Below are 22074 nucleotides of genomic sequence, written 5' to 3'. Positions count from 1 at the left end.
CTATTTAATTTTTATAAAAATACGTGCCTATATTTTTCCTTGTTGTCATTCCCGTTTGATTTATAAGTCATAAAAATCGATTGTTCTTCTAAGTTAATAACTCACTCTCTACGCTTAAAATAAAATCTTTAATCTTCATTTAAGTTCAACTCTTTAATTTGTTGCCTAACAATTGATTTCTTTAATAAGTCATAAAAATCCAAACGTGACTGTATTTAAGTTAAATCAAAAACTTAAAGAGAGTTATAAAAATGAACCAATGCGTAACAAGCTCGAAAAATATTATTCGTGGTAAATTTCATCCCGAATTTTTGCAAGATGAAGTACTCGCCGATATTTTTATTCAAACTGCTCAAAATCTCTCAGATAAAACAGCTTTAATTGAAGCAAATAAAACGTTGACGTATGGGGAGTTATATCAGCAAGCCTTAATTATGGCTCAACATTTGACGATAAGAGGGATAAAACCAGGTCATATTGTTGGGTTATGGGTACCTCGTGGTATTGAGCTTTTAAAAGCCCAATTGGCGATTTGTTTGAGTGGCGCAGCGTGGCTTCCTTTTGATATGGATACACCTGCCGACCGTATTGCAGTTTGTCTTGAAGATGCTGAAGCTGTGGGGATGATTACTACCGATGAATGGTATGAACACTTAGCTGACGTGCCACAAACCAAATGGACAAATACTGAACTTCAAAAGCCACTCAGTGAAAATATTCCTTTAGCTAGAACGACCTCCGATCAACCTGCTTATATTATTTATACTTCAGGCTCAACTGGAAAGCCGAAAGGTATTGTGATTACCCAGAAAAATATTTGTCACTTTCTACGTAGTGAAAATAATATTTTAGATATTCAAGAGCAAGATAAAGTCTATCAAGGCTTTTCTGTCGCTTTTGATATGTCATTTGAAGAAATCTGGCTTTCTTATTTGGTTGGGGCAACATTATGGATTGCTCCAAAAAACTTGGTGAGTGACCCTGAACGTTTATGCCAAACATTAAAGCAGGAACAAATTACAGTATTGCATGCTGTACCAACATTACTGGCTTTATTCCCTGAAGATGTACCGAATTTACGTATTATCAACTTAGGCGGGGAAATGTGCCCAGATTCACTCGTTGACCGTTGGGCATTACCTCACCATCAAATGTTTAATACCTATGGTCCAACTGAGACTACGGTTACTGCAAGCCTTGAGCCGTTAGAACGTGGTAAACCTGTCACGATTGGGAAACCTTTACCAAACTATGGCATGTTAGTCATTAACGCTGAAAGAGAATTACTGCCTCAAGGTGAAACAGGTGAGCTCTGTATTTTCGGTCCGAGTGTGGCACCAGGCTATTTAGGGCGACCGGATTTAACGGCTGATAAGTTTATTGAAAACCCTTGGGCAATGAGTGCGGATGAAGAGTTGCTTTACCGTACTGGGGATTTGGCAAAAATTGATGAATTTGGTCAAGTACACTGCCTAGGCCGTGCTGATGATCAGGTGAAAATCCGTGGTTTCCGTGTTGAACTCGGTGAAATTGAAGCGGCACTTTGTGATATTGATGGCATTGGCACAGCAGCAGTAATTCTACGTCAAGAAGACGGAATTGATCAGCTTATTGCTTTTATTGCACCTGAGCTTGATGCTAAACAACCGATAGAAATTAAGCAGCTTCGTCATACTCTAGCTCAACGTTTACCACCTTATATGGTACCGAATCGTTTTGAGATTATTGAAGAAGTACCACGTTTATTATCTGGGAAAATTGACCGTAAGGCATTAAAAGCAAGACCGCTTACTAGTGTGATTGACCGTAGTGAATCTGATCAGCCGCAAAATCCAGCCGAAGAAATTTTATTTGAAATTTTGAACCGCTTGTTTCCGAACATGCCGATTAAACTAGATTCGGATTTCTTTGATGATTTAGGTGGGCATTCACTTTTAGCCGCTGTTTTAGTTTCAAATCTGCGTGAACATCAAGAATATAGCCATCTTACAATTCAAAGCTTATATCAAGCCCGAAGAGTGGGGGCTATTGCAGCTTTAATGTTGGAGCAACCAGAGCCAACGTTATTTGATAGCCAGATTGGGCAAGACAACCCGCGTAATCAAACTTATAAATGGTTATGTGGTATTGCACAGCTTGCGACCATTCCAGTTTTAATTTCGATTAATATTTTGCAATGGTTGGCACCATTCTTTACCTATCACTATTTTACAGGTGGAACCCGAGACAGCATCCCGTATGCGATCTTGTTGTCTCTATTGGTTTATATCAGCGTTATTATTAGTAGTTTTGTACTTTCAATTATGGTGAAACGATTATTAATGCTGGGCATTGGTGCAGGACGTTATCCACTTTGGGGAATGACGTATTTCCGTTGGTGGTTAGCAGACCGTATTAGCAATATTTCACCAGTTTATTTATTGTCAGGTTCAACTTTACTTAACCTCTATTTAAAAGCACTGGGCGCAAAAATTGGACATGATGTCACCATTAGTTCAGTTCATATTCGTATGCCATCGTTATTAACTGTTGAAGATGGTGTGAGTATTGGCTCTCAAGTGAATTTAGAAAATGCCAAAGTCGAACATGGTCATTTGGTGTTGGGTTCAATTCATCTTAAAGAAGATAGTTATGTGGGTTCATATGCTGTATTAGAAGAAAATACAGTGTTAGAAAAACAAGCTCATGTAAATGCCTTAACTTCAATTGAATATGACACGGTTGTACCAGCCGGAGAAATTTGGGATGGTACGCCAGCTAAGAAAATAGGGCATGTAGATGAACACGCTAAAATGCCAGAACGTCCTAAATTATCGTTTATTCGTAAGATTGCTGAATATGGATATTATGGTGTTAGTGCATTAATCATTGCTTGTCTTTTCTTTATTCCAATTTTCCCAAGTTTCCTTTTGGTCGATTGGTTAGATGTAAACGTATTTAATATCAATCCGAATAACCACCTGCAAATCGCACTTTATTATTTTGCTTTAGCGATTCCAGCTAGTGCAATGATGATGATGATTACTGCTGTTATTTCTTCAGCAATACGCAAAATTGCATTGCCTCGTCTTGAGACTGGAACGTACGCTGTTCATGGCAGCACCTATTATCGTAAATGGTTTGCGTCTCAAATTTTAGAAACAAGCTTACAAACATTGCACGGCCTGTTTGCTACGATTTATGCGCCAACATGGTTCCGTATGTTAGGGGCGAAAGTAGGTAAAAATACCGAAATTTCTACTGCAAATGGTGTTATTCCTGAAATGCTGACTTTGGGGGAAGAAAGCTTTATTGCCGATGCGGTAATGTTGGGTGATGAAGAGATCAAAGGCGGTTGGATGACATTAAAATCGACCAAAATCGGTAACCGTAGCTTTGTCGGAAACAGTGCTTATATTGCTGATGGAACTGTTTTACCAGATAACGTTTTAATTGGCGTACAATCAAAAACACCAGATAACCTTGAAATGTATGATGGTCAAACTTGGTTTGGTTCTCCGCCATTATTATTACCTGCACGTGAAGCTGCTGAAAAATATCCTGACCATTTAACGTTTAAACCTAGTGCCAAGCGCCGTTTCATGCGTGGTTTTATTGAAGGCCTTCGCGTTGTATTGCCAGCTGCACTCGCAATTGGCGTAGGTTATATGATTGTATTAGACGTTATTGATGTTATTAATAACTACGGCATAGCGAAAGGACTATTAGCATTAACCATTGCAGGACTGCTCTATGGTGTCGGCTGTTTCATTATTGTTGCATTGATGAAGTGGACTTTAATTGGTCGTTATCAACCGCGTTCAGCGCCAATGTGGACCATGTTTGTATGGTTAAGTGAAGGAGTCACGAGCTTATATGAATCAGTTGCGATTCCAAACTTCTTAAACTACTTAAGAGGAACGCCAATGTTGCCATTCTTCTTGCGTATTTTAGGTGTTCAAATTGGTAAAGATGTCTATATGGATACGGCTGATATTACTGAGTTTGACTGTGTAAGCATTGGTGACCGTGCTGAATTTAATAGCTTTTCAGGTCCACAAACTCACTTGTTTGAAGATCGTATTATGAAAATTGGACAAGTGAATATTGGAAATGATGTAGTCGTAAATTCACGTAGTATTATTTTATATAACGCCAATGTTAGCCACCATGCAGTGTTAGGACCTTTAACTTTAGTGATGAAAGGTGAAAATATTCCTGCTAAATCTGCGTGGATTGGCTCACCAGCTGTGCCTTGGGTTCATAAGTAATTGAAACTGAGCTTAACTAACTAATTTAAAAAGCCTTTGTGAAAACAGGGGCTTTTTTTATGCATAGCCTATAAATTAGCGCCATAGTTAGCTTAAATATTGCTAACAAATCCTGAAAATTTCATATAAATCAAATAAGTACATATTTTAATCAAAACTGTTTTATTTATATAATATGTTTTTTATTATCAGTGCCTTACCAAGAGCGTGTCTATATATCAAAATCGAACAAGTTATTTGTAGAATATTCACTTATTGATATATGATGATCCAATATTTAGAAACTGATTCAAAACATAAGTCTATTGTTCAGCGAGCAATATCAAGGAAGAAATTAGGCTGAATTCAGGCTTCTAAACCCTTATATATCTGGAAATTACTTCCAGCCAAATATTGCATTTCGACCCAATGGTTGGGAATGCCTCGCTCTTTTGTAGAGTAGGCGTTTCCCATTTTAGGATGTATCTATGAAAAAATTATTTAGTGTCCTGTTCAGCGCATCTGTACTCACACTGACTGCATGTAATAAACAACCTGCACAAACTGAAAATACAGCACCAGCTAATGACAAAACTGAGTCAGTACGCACAATTAAACTTGTTTCAACAGGTTCAGACACTGACGTATGGAAATATGTTGCAACGCTTCCTGAGACTAAAGAAGCGGGTATTAAACTTGAAGTGACTAACTTGACTGACTACGTTGTGTTGAACACATCTGTAGCAAGTGGCGAACAAGACGTAAATGCGTTTCAGTCATTTAACTATTTAGCAGCCTATAACGCTTCAAATACTGCTAAAGTTGCTGCTATTGCGACAACTTACTTGGAACCAATGGGTCTTTATGCAAATAAAGTTAAAACTGTTGATGAGTTCCAACAAGGCGCTACAATCGCGATTCCAAACGATACTGCTAACGAAGCGCGTGCATTAACATTATTACAGTCTGCTAAACTCATTAAACTTAAACCAGACTTTGACCCTGTAAAAGGGACGACCAATGACATTGCTGAAAACCCTAAAGGTTTAAAATTAAAACCAATTCAAATGACAACAGCAGTTCGTGTTAAAAACGACGTTGATGCAATTGTATTGGGTAATACATTGGCACTTGAAGGCGGCTTAAACGTTCTGAAAGATTCTATCTTCCGTGAGCCAATTGATCAGTCTACAAAGCTTTATGTAAACTTATTAGGTGTGGCTGAAGCGAATAAAAATGACCCGATCTATACGAAATTGGGTGAACTTTACCACTTACCTAAAGTACAAAAGTTTGTGAGCGAAAAATTTGCAGGTACAAAAGTTGAAGTCAACAAACCTGTTTCTGAGTTTACAGACATCAAATAAGTAATTTTTAATTTAAAATTATTTTAAAGCTAAGTCTCGGTAATCGGGGCTTAGCTTTTTCTATAGTATGTTCTATTTCAGAGTAATGAGCTCTTAACAGATTTAAGAGCCTCTAGAAAATACGCTATTCAGATGCAAATAATGTAATAAATAGATCAAAAGAAATGGCTAAAATATATGAAAATGGGGTTCTTATGATCCAATAATAATTTTAGAGCCATACATAAGCTTATCAATATTAACAAAGGCTTAATCACTCTTGATCCAAATCTTACCGCAAATTTTGCGCCAATCGAAGCCCCAATAAAAGCCCCACCAGCCATTACTAAAGCGATTGGAAAAATGACATATCCTTTAATGATGAAAATAGATAAAGAACCTAAGTTACAAGCCACATTTGCTAACTTGGTATAAGATAAGGCACTCACCAACTTAAAACCTAATAATAGTACAAATGCAACTATGAAAAATGAACCGACCCCAGGACCAAAAACTCCATCATAAAACCCTAGTAACGGTGCGACTAGAAGTGCAAATAGAAAATAAGGAATAAGAGGTTTCTTATCTACATCGCTTAGTTTTGGTGAAAAAATAAAATATAAGGCTACTAAAATTAAAAGTATTGGAACGATAATTAAAAGTACATTTTTAGGCATGAGGGTAACTGAAAGTGCCCCTAATATTCCACCTAAAAAAGACATACAAGCTATAGGGATTGCTTTACGCCACTCGATGAGTCCTTTTCTTGCGAAACTAATGGTTGCTGAAAGTGTTGCAGAGGCAGCTTGCAATTTATTGGTTGCTATTGCAGCTACAGGAGGAACCCCTGATAAAAGCAAAGCAGGCAGAGTTATTAAGCCACCCCCACCTGCAATAGCATCAATAAATCCAGCTACCATAGCCACTAAGCCTAAGATAAGTAGGAGTTCAAAATTCAATTCATTAGCCTTTAACAATAAGAGGATTTTTTTGCAGTACAATATAGTCAAGATTTTTTCTATAACCAAATAAACGAACTAATGTTCTTCGGTTATCTTTAATAGTATCTCGACAATGTAAGCATAAACTATTATTAATAATTAAAACGGTATTAGGATTTAAATTAATAGAATCAATAATACTAGTTTTTCGAACAATTGATTCAAATTTATAAAAAGCATTTTTGATTTTTATAGAGGTATTCTCATTTGGAGTGAATCTATAGGAGTTGTATTTCATGGCTTTATAACCATATTTATCTACTTCTAGGATAGAAACATTTTCTCCTCCAGATCCTTGGCCCTCGTTAAATGTTTCACTTCTTGTAAAATTAAAACTTTCCGTTGTTAGAGCCAGTATCTCTTCAATAGTTAACTGGCTTAATACTCTTGATATTGGAATTAAACTTGTAGGTTCATTTAAGGGATTCCATCTTGCTGTCAAAATTAAGGAAGAAGGAGCTGGTGAATGATTGTTAACAACTTTAGTAACTGTATGGTAAGGAGCTTCGGTATGTGCAGTTAATTCTATACCTGAATGTGAACTCTTATCAGGATTCTCATTTTCAATTTTTGTAGCTCCACCGCCTTTTAAGTTTGCAACAACTCTAACGATTTTACCCACATTATCAATATCAAATGCAAAAGCATCTTCCTCAAGGAGTGCCAATATTATTTGTTCAGAAGAAGCTAATGTTAATATATCTATATCTTTTTCGAGTATTTCAAGGGGTGGTAGTTGAGTTGATTGAGTAATATCAATTTTACTACGATCTAATTTTTTAATATTTAACCCTTCAAGTACTAGGTAAGGTATTTCTCTATGAATATATTTTTCTATCATACTTTTTTCATATGAATTTAACTTTGCACTTAGTATTTCCTTAAAAGCCAGAATCTTTTCTTGAACATATAAAGAATCTGGGCCTCCTAATAACGCCAACTCATATGACATTTCACTAATTAAATGAGAAATCTCGGAAGAAAGGTGAAGATGATAAGTTTCTAAGTTCTTAACTATTTGATTCATGGATAATTTATTATGCTTGAAAATTCCGCTACAGACTAGTCTGTCTTTTTTGAGAAATCAATATTTTTTTTAATATTATAAGTTTTTATATTTTTTAAGAGGTAATGATCTTTATTTTTCTCAATTATTAAATTAAAGTTAGCTTTTCGGATAGAAATTTTTTTAAATGTTTGGACTATCTCATAGGGAATTGGAGAATACTGAGTCATACCATTAATTTCATAAAATCCTTTCGACTTTCCATCATCCGTTTTTACTCCATCCAATTCTCCATATACTATTAATACTTCTCTTTTATACTCCATTAAAAAATGCCAAATTGATGATGAATAAAAACTATAAGGTTTAGAAATTTCATTCTTAAACTCATTTCCATAAATTTTGTTTACTGCTTGATCTGAATATATAGCTGGACATAATAAAATTAATTGATCTATTTGAAATTTTTTTGCTAAATTTATTGCAATATAACCACCCAAACTATATCCAATAACAATATCCACCTTTTTTAAGAGACTGTAAAAAGCAATACTTTCATTTATATTTTGAGATAACGATGATTTTGTTTTACTGGTACTATTTAACCCACTTAAATTAAATGAAAGAGTTCCAATATTTTCCCTTCTAAGTAGATATTCTAAAGGACCTAAAGAGCTTAAGTCAGAGTTGCCTCCATGTATAAGTAAAGCTATTTTTTCTGGAAAACCATCACAATAATTGAATTTGGCTTCTAATTCATAAGTACCAAAATCATGTACAAAGAAGAAAGAGTTTTCATTTTCGACAGGATTATTGTTTTTTAGCTCATGTGTGGGCTGGTTTGTTACTTTAGAAATGGTATTAGAAAGATATCTATGAGCAATTGATATATTATCTTGTTTTTCCATGACTCATTGTTCCTGATAGAAGTGTTAAGGAGTTTATTGTTTATAAAATAAAATTTAAATAAAAAACTTTAACAGCATTCTTAAATTTAATTTTTTGCAAGTTTATATAAGCTTTTAATTATATATTTAATATATTTTTAAACATCAAAAAGATTTATCTTTTTCGTATTGTAACAACTTAATTTGTTGACTAATCATTTCTATTTTTTAATATACATATATACAATTTTCTTAGCGGCCCGCCTAAGAAAAATATGAAATTAAAGATTTAAAAATTATGATACCTGTACAACCATTCTCTCTTTTTGCAATTTTTCTGTTATTTATTACTCCATTGATTGGTGTTGTACTAACACTAGGCCTATTGGTGAAAGCACTATTCTTTTGGCGAGATAAGGCTCAAAAGCCTGTGAGGTTTTTTTCTAAAAAGACATTATTCATTATGCTATTGGCATTGATATGTGACCTATGGGCAGGTTATTTATTTTATATGACTGCATCGGTAAAGTATGAGATCGCACTTAAAGAGCATTACAAGGAAAGTCGTAGTCATTTCGTTTTATCTCAAGATGCACAATATGGCGAACTGTTGATTCCCAAAGGGAGCTTAATTAGTCGTTACGATGCTTTTGACAACGGTGAGCCACAATTACCCCTGAGTTTACGTGGATTACAGGCTGTACGTTTCCCTCATCCTGTACAAGTCGCAGGAATGTGGGTAACTGCGATGGAGCCTCCTCGAATGGAATTGGCGTGGGATCAGCAAATAGGTCCAGTCATGCGCTTTGATCCTAATGAAGAAAATGGTTATGGTAAATGGGTTTACGACACAAAGCGTCCTAAAATCGCCTGTGCTCGTGGAGACATAGTGTTACTTGAAATTCCACTAATTGATTATGATATTGGAAAAGAATTTGGTAAACCTGAACCCGATGGACCAAATGCGCGTTTTCGCCCTAGTGAGTGGGGTGTTCAAGAATGTGAAAAAGGTCAGGAACCAATTAAAGTTAGTCCTGCATATATTGGGGCTAAGCCAAAGAAGCCTTGGTTTCAACTTTACTGAAAAGCTCTTAATGTATCCTTATAAAATTCTAGTAATTTGAGTAAATTTATGTGGGACACGGTCATTTCTATTTCTATTTTTGATCATTGGCTTTCAGAAGTAGAAGCTGATCAATCGAATATCATTTGCTATGACATCTCATTGAAAAATAATAGCTTGGATAAATATTTAAATGGAGAAGAAAAATTCTTAAACTTTTACTATCAACTTTTTGATGAGTATTCTTTTAAAGATAATAAAAAAATAGATTTTGATGAATATAAAGCCACAGTTATACAAAGTCTAAGAGAACATCGGTTAATGGATATTTATGTTCAAAATGGAAGAATAAGGTTACAAGGTGGATTTGATAGGACTGATCAGCTCTTTTTAGCTAATAGATCTTTGATTCCAGATACTATGAAAAAACTAGAAATAAGTAAATTACACGTTTTAGAGATAATGAGTTATGAAGATTATTTAAAATTAACATGATACACCTTATATGAAATCTTTTTAGCTTAAATAAAACAGCCTTTCTAGGCTGTTTTTAACCCTCCTTTATAAACCCTCATTTAATAATAACTCACTCATTATTTATCCTTACTTTTTAATGATCTAATTTAAAACAAATGTCATTTTGTGTGCTTGACTGGAAAAGGGCAGAGCACTATCCTTTGCCTGCTGGCCTACATTGCCAGTCGGTTTTAGCAGACCGTACTCAAGAGCATTGAAAAAACTCGTTTTTTTAATGTGAACTCGTTCGTCTCCCTTTTGTTGCGGTAGGACGGAAGGGGGACACCTTCGGGTGTGCTGGGTCTTGAGCCAGTCTGCTAACCCCCTTTCGTTCTGCCACCATAATTCTTAATTAATGTTCTGGCAGAACTCCCTATAAAAAGGAGTTGGCTTTGCACATTCTTAATTTCTTGGCAGCCTTTGCCAAAGTCTATATCGACACAACTTAAACTTTTAAAGCAGTTTGATGGCCACTAGGCTTTTCAGGCTTTAAATCAATTTGTCTAAAAAACTTAGCAACAATAAAACTTGAGATGTGCCAAGCACAGTCTTTATGGCTTTGCTATGCCTTTTTTCTCCCAAAAAAGGCAGCGGTTTTTATATCTCATTTATATACAACAAAAATTTAATTTATAACGGTAAAACTATGCCACATTCAGATCTTCCATTTCGTGCTTTAAGTGTGCTTCATACCTCCCGATTTCTTTTTAATAAATATGGCTTTCATAAAGTCGGGGTAGACCGCATTATTGAATCTTCGAAAACTCCGAAAGCAACTTTTTATAACTACTTTCACTCAAAAGAACGTCTTATTGAAATGAGCCTGACTTTCCAAAAAGATGGTCTTAAACAAGAGGTCATTTCAATCATCTATGTTCAAAAAGAGTTAACTCTGCTTGAAAAGCTTCGTAAAATTTACTTTTTACATGCAGATTTAGATGGACTTTACCATTTGCCTTTCAAAGCTATTTTTGAGATTTCAAAAACACATCCCAAAGCGTATCAGGTGGTCGTTGAATATCGAAAGTGGTTCATTAATGAAATCTATAATTTACTTTTAACAACCAATGTAAATGCTTCAAAACAAGATGCTCACATGTTCTTGTTTGTGATTGATGGGGCCATGGTTCAACTTTTAGACCCAAATAAGGTAGGGGAAAGGGAGAGATTATTAGATTATTTTCTGATCCAGTTTAAATAGGACTCAAAATCAGATTTATTCTGAATGCCAAATTAAAGGCTTCCAACGATTCATATTAAAATTAAGAAATAGTATGGAAGCCTAAAATCTGACTAAAACCTTAGAATGTATTTTGAATAATTACATCATCAAAAGGAAGTTTGCCCACACGTGGGTAGGGTTGAGTCGCTGATTTACCAACTGCAATCATCAAACACACCACATGATCTTCAGGTAAGTTAATTAACTTCGCCATCGCATCAAAGTCAAAACCATCCATTGGGCAACTGTCTAAACCATGCTCTTGAGCAAGCAACATTAAAGTTTGAGCAAAAATACCTGCACTACGCATCACTTCGTCACGTTGTGTTTGTGGGCGGTCACGGTAATATTGGTCAATTGCACCAACCATAATATTTTGAACTTCCGGAGAAGCTCCATCCCATACACGCTTAGCATCGACTTCCCACGAGCTTACTTTTGCGCATAACACAATGAGTAATGATGCTTCGGTAACTTGAGGTTGGTCCCATGCAATAGTACGAATTTTTTGTCTTAGTTCAGCATCTTCAATCACAACAGGGCGCCAGTGCTGCAAATTAAATGCACTTGGTGCATTTGCTAAAACTTCATGTAATAACTGTTGTTTATTTTCTTCAGATATTTGAAATGAAGGGTCGAAGCGCTTAATAGCACGACGTTTCTGAATGGCATCAATAACGTTCATAAGGCATTCCTATTTGTTGGTTTGACTGTTTTAAAAATAACTAAGTAATTTTTAGCGGTTGTTCATATTAAACTGAATTAATCTCGCAATATCGATTGTTCTTTCGAAAATGAGTTCTGCTGCTGTTTCGCAGGCTTGTTCTAATGTGATTGGACCATTTGTTAGTGAAAAAGCAGCTGTAACACCGTGCTCATAAAGCGCTTGGTAGCCTTCGCCTAAAGTACCTGCAATCACAATAACAGGTACATTTTTCATTTTTGCGACTCGACTCACACCAAAAACTGTTTTGCCATTTAATGTTTGTCGGTCAAATTTGCCTTCACCTGTAATGACCCAATCTGCGTTAGACATCTTATGAGCAAGTTGATTGAGCTCAGCTACAACTTCAACCCCAGCTTTAAACTCTGCATTTAAATAACTTTTTGCTGCAAAGCCTAAACCGCCAGCTGCGCCAGAGCCAGTTTCATCTCTTTTATCGAAACCAAGAAGTTGGGCAGAGACATCGGAAAAATGGGCAAGGGCTGCGTCAAGTGATTTTACTTGAGCAGGGGTGGCACCTTTTTGTGGACCAAAAATATAAGATGCCCCGTTTGGGCCACAGAGTGGATTTGTTACATCGGCAGCCAATAAAAAACGTGTCTGCTGAATACGCGGGTCGAAATGAGTTAAATCAATTTTTGACAGGTTACTTAGAGCGAGGCCACCTGCGGGTAAAACGTTTTGGTTAGCATCGAGTAAAACAGCACCTAAAGCACTGAGTAACCCTGTGCCGCCATCATTAGTTGCACTACCGCCCACGGTTAAAATAATGTCTTTTGCACCTGCGTCTAAAGCATCTAAAATAAGCTGGCATGTTCCAAAAGTTGTGCTTTGGCAGGCATCACGTTCTGAAGGTGGCACTAACTGTATGCCGCTGGCTTGAGCCATTTCAATCATGGCTATTTTTTGTGTTTCTAACCATCCCCATTTTGCCTGAACAGGTTTACCTAAGGGTCCAATTACGGTTTTTTCACGCCATTCACCTTTGCAGACTTCTAACACTGCTTCAAGTGTGCCTTCACCCCCATCTGCCATAGGGCATAGAATTGTTTCGGCCTCAGGAAAAACCTCTTGCCATGCTTGAGCAATTGCCTGTGCTACGCCCAAAGCCGACAGGCTGTCTTTAAAAGAATCTGGCGCAATCACAACCTTCATACGTTCTCTAAATCTGTTTTTTTCAATTAATTTATACTGCTTAAACCAATAAAAACCTACTTAAAATGACGTAAATTTCAGTTCATCACACCATTTCTATTTGTGAAAAATATAAAGTGAATTATGTTTTTATCTGTAAAAAATAGATCTTTCTGATATTAAGTTATTGTTATTATTTAATTTAAATGATTTTTTAGATTTGGCTAAATTATTGTAATTATAAAAAATATGGCACATATTATAAGAATGATTGAGCCAGCTTTTAAAATATTGGGAATAGCATAAAAAGCGGACTCTACCCATAAGCTAGACAGCAGATAGCGTAGATATAACCATAATTAAATTGTGAATTTATTGCATCTGTTGAATGTGTAAAAAGAAATAAGAGGATGACAAAGTGGATAATTCTGAAGAACAAAAGCATATACAAGAAAATAACGGCTTTGCGCGAATTGAACCCTACACTCATCCTGCTGGGGGATGGGGGGCACTACTGAGTGTCGCTCGAAATCTAAAACGACAAGATATTTTAAAAAAAGGTTCAATTACCTTACTCAATATTAACCAGCCTACAGGCTTTGATTGTCCGGGATGCGCATGGCCTGAAAAGAAAAATGCTCATGCGTTTAATTTCTGTGAAAACGGAGCAAAAGCGGTTGCTTTTGAAGCAACCAGTAAAACAGTTACTCCTGAATATTTTGCAGGTCATACAGTCAGTTGGTTGTCTGAACAAAGTGATTTTTTTCTTGAAGATTTAGGTCGCTTAACTGACCCAGTCCGCTACGATGCGGCAACTGATAAATATGTACCCATTTCATGGGATGAAGCTTTTCAGATTATTGCTAAACATCTTCATGCGCTAGACAATCCAGACCAAGCGGCATTTTATACGTCTGGTCGCGCTAGCAACGAAGCGGCATTTCTATATCAACTGTTTGTGCGAAGCTTTGGTACAAATAACTTTCCAGATTGTTCGAACATGTGCCATGAAACGACAAGCGTTGGACTGCTTGATTCGATTGGTTTAGGAAAGGGCACAGTCACCCTAGAAGACTTTGATTTAGTCGATGCAATTTTTAGTTTTGGGCATAATCCCGGAACCAATCACCCACGTATGTTAGGCACTTTGCGTGAAGTGTCTAAACGTGGCGGCAACATTGTTGCGATTAACCCAATTAAAGAACGAGGACTTGAACGTTTCCAAGATCCGCAAGCACCGCTTGAAATGATGACCAATGGCAGTACACCTATTAGCCGTTATTATTTCCAACCTAAAATTGGTGGTGACTACGCACTGATGTTAGGTATTTTAAAGCACTTAAATGAGTGGGATAAAAAAGCCCTTGCCTCAGGAAAACCAAGCGTTTTTGACCGAAACTTTATAGCGGTCAATACTATTGGTTTTGATGAAATGATTGCTGAAGTTGAAAAAACTGAATGGGCAGATATTTATAAGCATTCAGGTTTGTCTGCTGAACATTTAGAAAAACTAGCCAAACTCTTTTTAGATTCTGAACGTTCAATTTTTTGTTGGGGTATGGGAATTACCCAGCACCGCCACGGAACTGCCAATGTACATATGTTAGCGAATTTATTGTTGGCACGTGGTCAAATTGGCAGGCCAGGTGCAGGGCTTTGTCCAGTTCGTGGGCATAGTAATGTGCAAGGCGACCGAACCATGGGCATTAATGAGTTACCTAGCCCTAAATTACTCGACAACATTGACCGCGTGTTTGGAATTAAATCCCCTAGAAAAAATGGACATGGTGTCGTCGAAACCATTAAAGCGATGGCTGAAGGTGAGGTTAAAGTCTTTATTGGTCTAGGCGGAAACTTTGCAGTTGCAACTCCTGATACACCGTATACCCAAGAAGCACTTAGAAAGTGTAATTTAACCGTTCATGTTGCAACCAAGTTAAACCGTAGTCATTTGGTGTGTGGTAAAGAGGCACTCATTTTGCCATGTTTAGGCCGTACTGAAATTGATGAGCAACTTCATGGTCCGCAGGCGATTTCAGTCGAAGATTCGATGAGTAATATTCATTTGTCGGCTGGGCGTAATACCCCAATTTCTGAAAATATTTTATCGGAACCAGACATTGTGGCAAGAATGGCAGAGGCAGTGTTACCAGATAGCCAAATTAAATGGAAATGGTACATCGAAAGCTATGACCGTATTCGTGATTCAATTGCCGATGTCTTTGATGAATTCCATGATTTTAATTTACGGGTCTATGAACCGGGTGGATTCCATTTAGAGCATCCAGCCAATCAGCACATCTGGAATACAAAAAGTGGTAAAGCACAGTTTATGATTACGCCACTTAATGAAGTCTATGGCGATAAAGAAAATCAATATGCTGCTGCCTATACCGAGAGTAAAGTTTATACCTTAATGACGACTCGTTCTCACGATCAGTACAACACGACGCTATATGGTCTTGATGACCGTTACCGTGGGGTCTTTGGTCAACGCCGTGTATTGTTTATGAATCAGGCCGATATTGATGAAGCTGGCTTCGAAGCAAACCAGTGGGTCGATATTGAAAGTGTTTTCTCGGATGGCGTTAAACGTATTGTGCATAGTTTCCGAATTGTGCCTTACAACATTCCACGGGGTAGCTTAGCCGCTTACTATCCGGAAACCAATCCTTTAGTGGCCTTAAGCAGTCATGATAAATATGCCAAGATTCCGGCTTCAAAAAGTGTTCCTGTTATTTTGCATGCCGGTGATGCACCTGAACACTTTAATTTGGCAACAGCAGTTGACCCTGAAGATGCAGATAGAAAAGTAAGCAGCCTTTAAATCAAAGGTGATATTAGAAATGTAATTGAAACAGATGGCGCTCCCAAAAGGCGCCATTCCAATATAAAGGAAATTATTTTGACACCACATTCTTATGGGGTTGAAACATTACAAGTACAGCGGTTTAACAAAACCGAATCTGAAAGTGTTTTAGATAATATTGTTCAAGAGTATCCAATTGCTTTGGTATATAACGGTATTTCTCATGCAGTGATGATGGCAACACCTACTGATGTGAGTTTGTTTGCTAAAGGTTTTAGTCTGTCCGAAGGAATTTTAACAAGCTTAAAAGAACTGTATGCCATTGAGGTGCATCAAAGTGAATTGGGCATTACGGTGGAGATGACCATTTCATCTAGAGCATTTGCCACATTAAAAGAACGTAGACGAATGATGGTTGGGCGTACGGGCTGTGGTTTATGTGGTATTGAGAGCTTAGAGCAATTTCATCTCGATGTTCCTAAAATTACCACCGAACCTTCTAAAGAATGGCTTGCGCAAATTCCGATGGCGATTGCTCATTTAAAGAATCGGCAAGAAATTACTGCTTTAACTGGAGGCGCTCATGCAGCAGCTTGGGTTGTTGATGGCCAAATTGTCGCTTTATTTGAAGATGTGGGACGTCACAATGCTTTAGACAAATTACTCGGTTATTTAGCACAAGAAAACTATGATACCAGTTCTGGTTTTGTTGTCATGACCAGTCGTGCAAGCTATGAATTAATTCGTAAATGTGCTCAGTTAAATATAGGTTTATTGGCTTCAATTTCTGCTCCAACCAGCATGGCTATTCGGTTGGCAAAAATATCGGGTCTAACTTTGGCTAGTTTTTGTCGTGGTGATGGCTTTGTTTTATATACCAAAGTATGAAGCCTTAAAATAGCCATTAAATAAACACTCTCATTAAAAGAATGATCAAAAAGATAGAAATTTACATTTCTATTTTTTCTAATTTTAAGCTAGGCATGAGTTTTATACTTTATTATCAGACTTCGGTAGGTCGGAGTGTGTCCCAATGTCTTGGTTGCAGTCTCTAAAAGATTGGGCAAAACATCTAAAAAAACAAATTATTATGCTGTGGTTTGCGTCGAAGCACCCGCAAATGCCGTGTTTACCAAAAATTATTGCTGTTGTGGCGGTAGCTTATGCTTTTAGCCCCATTGATTTAATTCCAGATTTTATTCCTATTTGGGGTTTGCTTGATGAAGCTTTAATTTTACCCATACTCATTTGGTTAGCTGTTCGCTTTACACCCAAACACGTCATTTTAGAGGCGGAACAACAAGCTGAAGAATGGCTTGAACAACAAGAACGCCGTCCTCAAAATTATTTGGTTGCTGTGTTGATTATTCTAGTTTGGATAACTTTGGCTGTGATGACTTATTTCTATTTTAGTGGTGGTTTATAAGTTCTAAAGGTTCAAGATATAGAGTACTAATTTAAAGGCATTAACATTGTACTTTGCTACAACTCAAAGGATAATAACGTTTTTATAAGCTATGAGTTGCAGACAATGAAAATCGTCGCAGATGAAAATTTGGCATTTACCGATTACTTTTTTTCAGAGTTTGGCGATATTCAACACCATGCGGGACGTACCTTAACTCATGCAGATGTAAAAGATGCAGAGGCTTTACTGGTTCGCTCGGTAACAGCAGTTAACGAGAGTTTAATTCGAGACACTTCAATAAAATATGTAGGTAGTGCCACAATTGGTACCGATCATTTAGATATTCCAGCTTTAGAAAAACAAGGAATTACGTGGGCAAATGCGGCAGGTTGTAATGCCCAAGCAGTTGCTGAATATGTAATTACTGCTTTACTGCATTTAGATGCTAACCTTTTAGAACAACAAGAAAAATTTACCCTAGGCATTGTTGGGCTTGGAAACGTGGGTAAACGTTTAGCATATATGGCTCAGTTGCTTGGCTGGCGTGTGATTGGCTTTGACCCATATGTACAGTTAGATTCAATTGAAAATGTAAGCTTAGAAACGCTCTTGCGACAAGCAAATGCAATTTCAATTCATGTGCCTTTAACCAAAAGTGGTGAGCATGCGACGTATCATCTTTTTGATGAGCAAGCGTTTGCAGCACTTCAACCTAATACAATTTTAATTAATAGTGCGCGTGGTCCAGTCGTTAAAGAAGCGGCTTTAATCGAAGATATTCAGCGTACAAAACGTAAAGTTGTGCTCGATGTATTTGAACATGAGCCAGTCATCTCAGCAGAGCTTATAGACATGTTGGCTTTGGCGACACCGCATATTGCTGGTTATAGCCTCGAAGGGAAGGCCCGCGGTACACAAATGATTTATGAAGCGTTTTGCCAAAAGTTTGGGTTCGATATAAATAAGCGTTTCGAGACACAATTGCCTGCATGTGACGACTATTTTTCAGGTAATGATTTAAAGGCTGTATTAAAGCAAAAATTAACTCAAATTTATGATATTGCACAAGACGATGCCAACATACGTGCTTGCATTAAAGACGGCAAAGTAGAGCAAAAAGCATTTGATTTATTACGTAAGAACTATCCGCTGCGTCGCGAGTGGGCAGCACATGGAGGGCCGCAGGCATGAGTTTAAGTTATCAACCTACTTGTTCAATTGATGCCTTAAAAGCTCGTGCCAAGCTCTACACCCAAATCCGTCAGTTTTTTGCAGAACGAGATGTTATGGAAGTTGAGACACCGATTGTTTCACAAGCAGGTGTCACCGATGTGCATTTAGCTTCTGTTCAAGCTTTGCGTCATATCAATGGCAAATTGCAAACTCAATATTTACAGACTTCACCTGAGTTTGCCATGAAACGTTTACTGGCGAGTGGTAGTGGGCCGATTTACCAGATTTGTAAGGTTTTTCGAGATGATGAACACGGGCGTAAACACAATAGTGAATTTACGATGCTTGAATGGTACCGCCCGAGTTTTGATCTAAAAGCTTTAATGCATGAAACCGCCGATTTATTGCAAAGCTGTTTGCAGCATCGTTTTGGTGAGGTTCGTCCGTTTATTCTAAGTTATAAACATGCCTTTCAGGACCGTTTAGATATTAACCCATTACAAGCAACTTTGAAGCAACTCAAAGATACGGCAAATCGTGTGGGATTAAACCTTGATTTAGGTGACGACCGTTTAGCTTATATCGATTTATTATTCTCGCATTTTGTTGAACCAAGTTTGGGGTTTGATGCACCTGTCTTTTTAACTGACTTTCCACCAGAGATGGCATCTTTGGCAAAGGTAAAACTCGATGAAGATGGAGAAGAGGTTGCTGCCCGTTTTGAGGTTTATATTGAAGGTCTAGAACTTGCCAATGCTTACGATGAATTGCTCGATGCAGACGTGTTACGTTCACGCTTTGAAGCAGATAATGCAGAACGGGTTAAGCAAGGCCTTCATGTCATGCCTTTAGATGAACATCTATTAGCTGCTTTACCTCATATGCCAGAATGCTCAGGAATTGCTTTAGGGGTGGACCGTCTATTAATGGTTGCAATGGATCAGGTCAAAATTGAAAAAGTCATTACATTTCCAGCAGACATTGCTTAAAAACTAACAAATAAAAAAGCCACAATATTGTGGCTTTTTTATTTAGAGCTTATTCAATTTAAGCTTGTTGAATACCTGCAACAACCCAGTCTTGCTGAGAGCCAGCAGGTTTAACAAAGTGCCAGATTTCAGTAAATGGTTGTGGCAAGCTGTTTAAATCTTCACTCACATTACCTGTGAAGCGTACGCTCACAACGTATTGACCATTTTCAGTCGCACTGTCTACAACCATCGCATTAAGATTGCTAAATTCAGCAACGTCTTGATCTTGGTTTTCCATGATGTCGTTATACATAGAAGTATAAAGTTCTGGTGTTAAGTAACGGCGAATTTCTTCAATGTTACTTGCAGTATTCATCGATTGGATGTGATTAAAACGTTGACGTGCAATACGCAAGAACGCCGCTGGTTCACTACCGTCTGGAAGTTGGTTGCCATTGCTGGTTGTTACACCGCCAAAAGGAGCTTGGGTTGCAGCACCACCAGTCACAGACTGACCAAAGATATTTGTATTATCTCCAGCATTACGTGGTGTCGCTTGTGGTGCAGCAGAACGGCCAAATGGGTTTTGACCGCCGTTGTTTGGTGCGTAAGGATTATTACCCGCTAATTTTTTTTTTGCGCCCAATTTGCGGAATACAAAAAAGGCTAAAGCTGCTGCAAGTAATACCCAAAGCCAGCTAGGAATTCCGCCTTTCTTCTCTTCTTGTGCTTGAGCAGCTTGGTCTGTTCCAGCTTGAGTTGCTTGATGTTCAGTTGATGTTGGTTTGTCATCAGCTAAAGCATTTGCTGCAACAGCACCTACGGCAGCACCAGCCACACCAGCTGCAACCATTGAACCAACGCCTGGACCAGATCTTTGAGGTGCAGTAGCAGGTTGTTGAGCAGGAGTCACTTGACGAGGTTGTTGATAAGACTGGCTTGAAGTAGTCGAGCGTGCCATACCGTGGCTTTTACCACCACCTGCACGTTTAGCTTCAGCAAGAGGCGAAATTGCTAAAGCAGCCATTAAAATACCGGTAATCAAGCCACGCTGGTGTACTTCCATAGGAAATTCCTGTTTAAAATTAATTTGTAATAGTATTTATGAAGGTATTTGCGCTAAATTTCAACTATAAAAGTATGTTTTTTTATGTCAATTCCTCACTAAGTTGCATTGCTTCGGTCAATGCTTCATGCAGACGGGCAACCGCAATGACTTGTACGCCTGGAATTGCTTTTTGCGGCGCATTACCTCTTGGTAAAATGACATATTTAAAGCCATGTTTTGCAGCTTCTTTTAAACGTTCTTGACCATTAGGGACGGGGCGAATTTCACCAGAAAGACCAACTTCTCCAAAAACTGCAAGTTGTTGGGGTAAAGCTTTAGTACGTAGACTTGAAGCACATGCTAACAAAACCGCTAAATCGGAACCTGTTTCGGTAATTTTTAAGCCACCCACAATATTGACATAGACGTCTTGTCCTGTGGTTTGAACACCGCCATGACGGTGCATTACAGCAAGCAGCATGTTCAAACGGTTTTGTTCCAGACCCAATGCGACACGTCGTGGTTGGCCTTGTGCATCGTCAACTAAAGCTTGTACTTCGACTAAAAGAGGACGAGTCCCTTCACGGCTAATCATGACAATTGAACCGGGGATCGCTTCATCATAACGACTCAAGAAAATGGCAGAAGGGTTAGCAACTTCACGTAACCCTTTATCTGTCATGGCAAATACACCAAGTTCATTGACCGCACCAAAACGGTTTTTAACAGCACGAATCATTCGATAGCGTGAGTCGGATTGACCTTCAAAGTAAAGTACACAATCCACCATGTGCTCTAAAACACGAGGGCCAGCAAGTGCACCTTCTTTGGTCACATGACCAACAAGAAATAGCGCCGTGCCACTATTTTTTGCATAGCGTGTAAGTAATGCAGCAGATTCACGAATTTGAGAAACACCACCTGGTGCCGATTGAAGTGTTTCGGTGTAAAGCGTCTGAATAGAATCTAAAATAGCCACCGCAGGCTTTTCTTGTTCTAAAACCTCACAAATTCGTTCTACACAAGTTTCGGCCATGGCCTTTAATTTGTCAGTAGGCAAATCAAGACGTTGAGCACGAAGAGCAACCTGAGATAAAGATTCTTCACCCGTAATATAAAGTGCAGAGCTTTTCGCGCTTGCCATGTGAGTCGCTGTTTGTAACAGAATGGTCGATTTACCAATACCGGGGTCACCGCCGATTAGCACAACTGAACCAGTAACTAAGCCTCCGCCAAGTACACGATCAAATTCGCTAATCCCTGTCTGTAATCGGGTTTCATGGGAAACTGAGACTTTGTTGAGTGTTGTAATATTGGCCGCTTGGCCTGCATAGCCCCCAGTTTTGGGACGTGCTCGGTGTGCAGTGGTAGGCTCAAGTTTGACTTCAGTCAAAGAATTCCATTCACCACACTCTGAACATTGACCTGCCCATTTAAGATGATCAGCACCACATTGTTCGCAACGGTAAACAGTTTTGACTTTGCTCATATTCGACTTCAGTTAAAAACTTCTTAATTAATAGTAGAAACGGAGTAT

General features: G+C 37.9%; 17 protein-coding genes. 10 read left to right on the top strand and 7 right to left on the bottom strand.

The annotated features are described in order from the left end of the window. The first annotated feature begins 251 nt into the window (after nt 1-251). Together posA and ACPF64_RS18535 are read left to right on the top strand one after the other, a co-directional pair. The gene (gene posA / locus ACPF64_RS18540) at nt 252-4250 is read left to right on the top strand and encodes a delta-poly-L-ornithine synthetase PosA (RefSeq protein WP_426452837.1); all 3999 of its coding nucleotides are present in this window, start codon (nt 252-254) and stop codon (nt 4248-4250) included. A gap of 467 nt (nt 4251-4717) precedes the next feature. After that, complete coding sequence (locus ACPF64_RS18535) at nt 4718-5596, top strand: MetQ/NlpA family ABC transporter substrate-binding protein (RefSeq protein WP_426452835.1); 879 nt, start codon at nt 4718-4720, stop codon at nt 5594-5596. Between the two features lie 155 nt (nt 5597-5751). Here ACPF64_RS18535 and ACPF64_RS18530 read toward each other — a convergent pair whose 3' ends face one another. From ACPF64_RS18530 to ACPF64_RS18520, 3 genes are read right to left on the bottom strand one after another with little or no spacing between them, the layout of a single operon-like run. Next, nucleotides 5752-6495 (bottom strand): TSUP family transporter, encoded by a 744-nt coding sequence (locus tag ACPF64_RS18530; RefSeq protein ID WP_426452852.1) that lies wholly within the window; start codon nt 6493-6495, stop codon nt 5752-5754. A 43-nt stretch (nt 6496-6538) separates the two neighbouring features. Then, nucleotides 6539-7603 carry a hypothetical protein gene (locus tag ACPF64_RS18525; RefSeq protein ID WP_426452833.1) on the bottom strand — a complete coding sequence of 355 codons (1065 nt, stop codon included), beginning with the start codon at nt 7601-7603 and terminating at the stop codon, nt 6539-6541. A gap of 35 nt (nt 7604-7638) precedes the next feature. Then, a complete protein-coding gene (locus tag ACPF64_RS18520; protein WP_426452831.1) occupies nt 7639-8490 on the bottom strand; it encodes a YqiA/YcfP family alpha/beta fold hydrolase in 852 nt (283 codons plus the stop codon). A 277-nt stretch (nt 8491-8767) separates the two neighbouring features. Here ACPF64_RS18520 and ACPF64_RS18515 point away from each other — a divergent pair, with 277 nt between their 5' ends. The 3 genes from ACPF64_RS18515 to ACPF64_RS18505 all read left to right on the top strand — a co-directional run bounded on the left by ACPF64_RS18515 (nt 8768) and on the right by ACPF64_RS18505 (nt 11249). Further along, nucleotides 8768-9553, top strand: a complete 786-nt coding sequence (locus tag ACPF64_RS18515) for a hypothetical protein (RefSeq protein WP_426452829.1) — start codon at nt 8768-8770, stop codon at nt 9551-9553. A 48-nt stretch (nt 9554-9601) separates the two neighbouring features. Then, complete coding sequence (locus ACPF64_RS18510; RefSeq protein ID WP_426455036.1) at nt 9602-10027, top strand: hypothetical protein; 426 nt, start codon at nt 9602-9604, stop codon at nt 10025-10027. Between the two features lie 667 nt (nt 10028-10694). Then, the gene (locus tag ACPF64_RS18505; protein WP_426455034.1) at nt 10695-11249 is read left to right on the top strand and encodes a TetR/AcrR family transcriptional regulator; all 555 of its coding nucleotides are present in this window, start codon (nt 10695-10697) and stop codon (nt 11247-11249) included. Nucleotides 11250-11349: 100 nt separating this feature from the next. Here the strand turns inward: ACPF64_RS18505 and ACPF64_RS18500 are convergent, their stop codons facing one another. After that, complete coding sequence (locus ACPF64_RS18500; protein WP_005045729.1) at nt 11350-11955, bottom strand: nitroreductase family protein; 606 nt, start codon at nt 11953-11955, stop codon at nt 11350-11352. 51 nt (nt 11956-12006) lie between these two features. Further along, the gene (locus ACPF64_RS18495; protein WP_426455032.1) at nt 12007-13149 is read right to left on the bottom strand and encodes a glycerate kinase; all 1143 of its coding nucleotides are present in this window, start codon (nt 13147-13149) and stop codon (nt 12007-12009) included. A 397-nt stretch (nt 13150-13546) separates the two neighbouring features. Here ACPF64_RS18495 and ACPF64_RS18490 point away from each other — a divergent pair, with 397 nt between their 5' ends. The 5 genes from ACPF64_RS18490 (at nt 13547) to epmA (ending at nt 19507) form a co-directional block, all read left to right on the top strand. After that, nucleotides 13547-15955, top strand: a complete 2409-nt coding sequence (locus ACPF64_RS18490) for an FdhF/YdeP family oxidoreductase (protein ID WP_426455030.1) — start codon at nt 13547-13549, stop codon at nt 15953-15955. A 78-nt stretch (nt 15956-16033) separates the two neighbouring features. Beyond that, nucleotides 16034-16825: a formate dehydrogenase accessory sulfurtransferase FdhD gene (fdhD, locus tag ACPF64_RS18485; protein WP_426455028.1), complete on the top strand. Its 792-nt coding sequence runs from the start codon at nt 16034-16036 to the stop codon at nt 16823-16825. Between the two features lie 145 nt (nt 16826-16970). Beyond that, complete coding sequence (locus tag ACPF64_RS18480; RefSeq protein ID WP_426455026.1) at nt 16971-17363, top strand: YkvA family protein; 393 nt, start codon at nt 16971-16973, stop codon at nt 17361-17363. Between the two features lie 105 nt (nt 17364-17468). Further along, the gene (locus tag ACPF64_RS18475) at nt 17469-18536 is read left to right on the top strand and encodes a 4-phosphoerythronate dehydrogenase (RefSeq protein WP_426455024.1); all 1068 of its coding nucleotides are present in this window, start codon (nt 17469-17471) and stop codon (nt 18534-18536) included. Beyond that, the gene (gene epmA / locus ACPF64_RS18470) at nt 18533-19507 is read left to right on the top strand and encodes an EF-P lysine aminoacylase EpmA (RefSeq protein WP_426455022.1); all 975 of its coding nucleotides are present in this window, start codon (nt 18533-18535) and stop codon (nt 19505-19507) included. Before ACPF64_RS18475 ends, epmA begins: the two co-directional genes overlap by 4 nt. 58 nt (nt 19508-19565) lie before the next feature. On the opposite strand, the gene ACPF64_RS18465 is transcribed toward epmA, so the two are convergent. Together ACPF64_RS18465 and radA are read right to left on the bottom strand one after the other, a co-directional pair. After that, nucleotides 19566-20555 carry a Tim44 domain-containing protein gene (locus ACPF64_RS18465; protein WP_005038796.1) on the bottom strand — a complete coding sequence of 330 codons (990 nt, stop codon included), beginning with the start codon at nt 20553-20555 and terminating at the stop codon, nt 19566-19568. An 82-nt stretch (nt 20556-20637) separates the two neighbouring features. Then, nucleotides 20638-22026, bottom strand: a complete 1389-nt coding sequence (gene radA, locus ACPF64_RS18460; RefSeq protein WP_004643802.1) for a DNA repair protein RadA — start codon at nt 22024-22026, stop codon at nt 20638-20640. Nucleotides 22027-22074: the final 48 nt, after the last annotated feature.

The sequence above is a fragment of the Acinetobacter sp. KB005 genome, from assembly GCF_049949095.1.
Taxonomy (GTDB): Bacteria; Pseudomonadota; Gammaproteobacteria; order Pseudomonadales; family Moraxellaceae; genus Acinetobacter; species Acinetobacter calcoaceticus.
This window is presented reverse-complemented; position numbering and strand designations above follow the sequence as displayed.

What these genes read in the sequence shown, in the direction of transcription:
- epmA (WP_426455022.1), top strand. Translation starts at nt 18,533, where the DNA reads ATGAGTTTAAGTTATCAACCTACTTGTTCAATTGATGCCTTAAAAGCT.
- ACPF64_RS18500 (WP_005045729.1), bottom strand. Translation starts at nt 11,955, where the DNA reads ATGAACGTTATTGATGCCATTCAGAAACGTCGTGCTATTAAGCGCTTC.
- ACPF64_RS18495 (WP_426455032.1), bottom strand. Translation starts at nt 13,149, where the DNA reads ATGAAGGTTGTGATTGCGCCAGATTCTTTTAAAGACAGCCTGTCGGCT.
- ACPF64_RS18465 (WP_005038796.1), bottom strand. Translation starts at nt 20,555, where the DNA reads ATGGAAGTACACCAGCGTGGCTTGATTACCGGTATTTTAATGGCTGCT.
- radA (WP_004643802.1), bottom strand. Translation starts at nt 22,026, where the DNA reads ATGAGCAAAGTCAAAACTGTTTACCGTTGCGAACAATGTGGTGCTGAT.
- ACPF64_RS18525 (WP_426452833.1), bottom strand. Translation starts at nt 7,603, where the DNA reads ATGAATCAAATAGTTAAGAACTTAGAAACTTATCATCTTCACCTTTCT.
- ACPF64_RS18475 (WP_426455024.1), top strand. Translation starts at nt 17,469, where the DNA reads ATGAAAATCGTCGCAGATGAAAATTTGGCATTTACCGATTACTTTTTT.
- ACPF64_RS18480 (WP_426455026.1), top strand. Translation starts at nt 16,971, where the DNA reads ATGTCTTGGTTGCAGTCTCTAAAAGATTGGGCAAAACATCTAAAAAAA.
- ACPF64_RS18510 (WP_426455036.1), top strand. Translation starts at nt 9,602, where the DNA reads ATGTGGGACACGGTCATTTCTATTTCTATTTTTGATCATTGGCTTTCA.
- ACPF64_RS18530 (WP_426452852.1), bottom strand. Translation starts at nt 6,495, where the DNA reads ATGGTAGCTGGATTTATTGATGCTATTGCAGGTGGGGGTGGCTTAATA.
- ACPF64_RS18505 (WP_426455034.1), top strand. Translation starts at nt 10,695, where the DNA reads ATGCCACATTCAGATCTTCCATTTCGTGCTTTAAGTGTGCTTCATACC.
- ACPF64_RS18515 (WP_426452829.1), top strand. Translation starts at nt 8,768, where the DNA reads ATGATACCTGTACAACCATTCTCTCTTTTTGCAATTTTTCTGTTATTT.
- ACPF64_RS18535 (WP_426452835.1), top strand. Translation starts at nt 4,718, where the DNA reads ATGAAAAAATTATTTAGTGTCCTGTTCAGCGCATCTGTACTCACACTG.
- posA (WP_426452837.1), top strand. Translation starts at nt 252, where the DNA reads ATGAACCAATGCGTAACAAGCTCGAAAAATATTATTCGTGGTAAATTT.
- ACPF64_RS18520 (WP_426452831.1), bottom strand. Translation starts at nt 8,490, where the DNA reads ATGGAAAAACAAGATAATATATCAATTGCTCATAGATATCTTTCTAAT.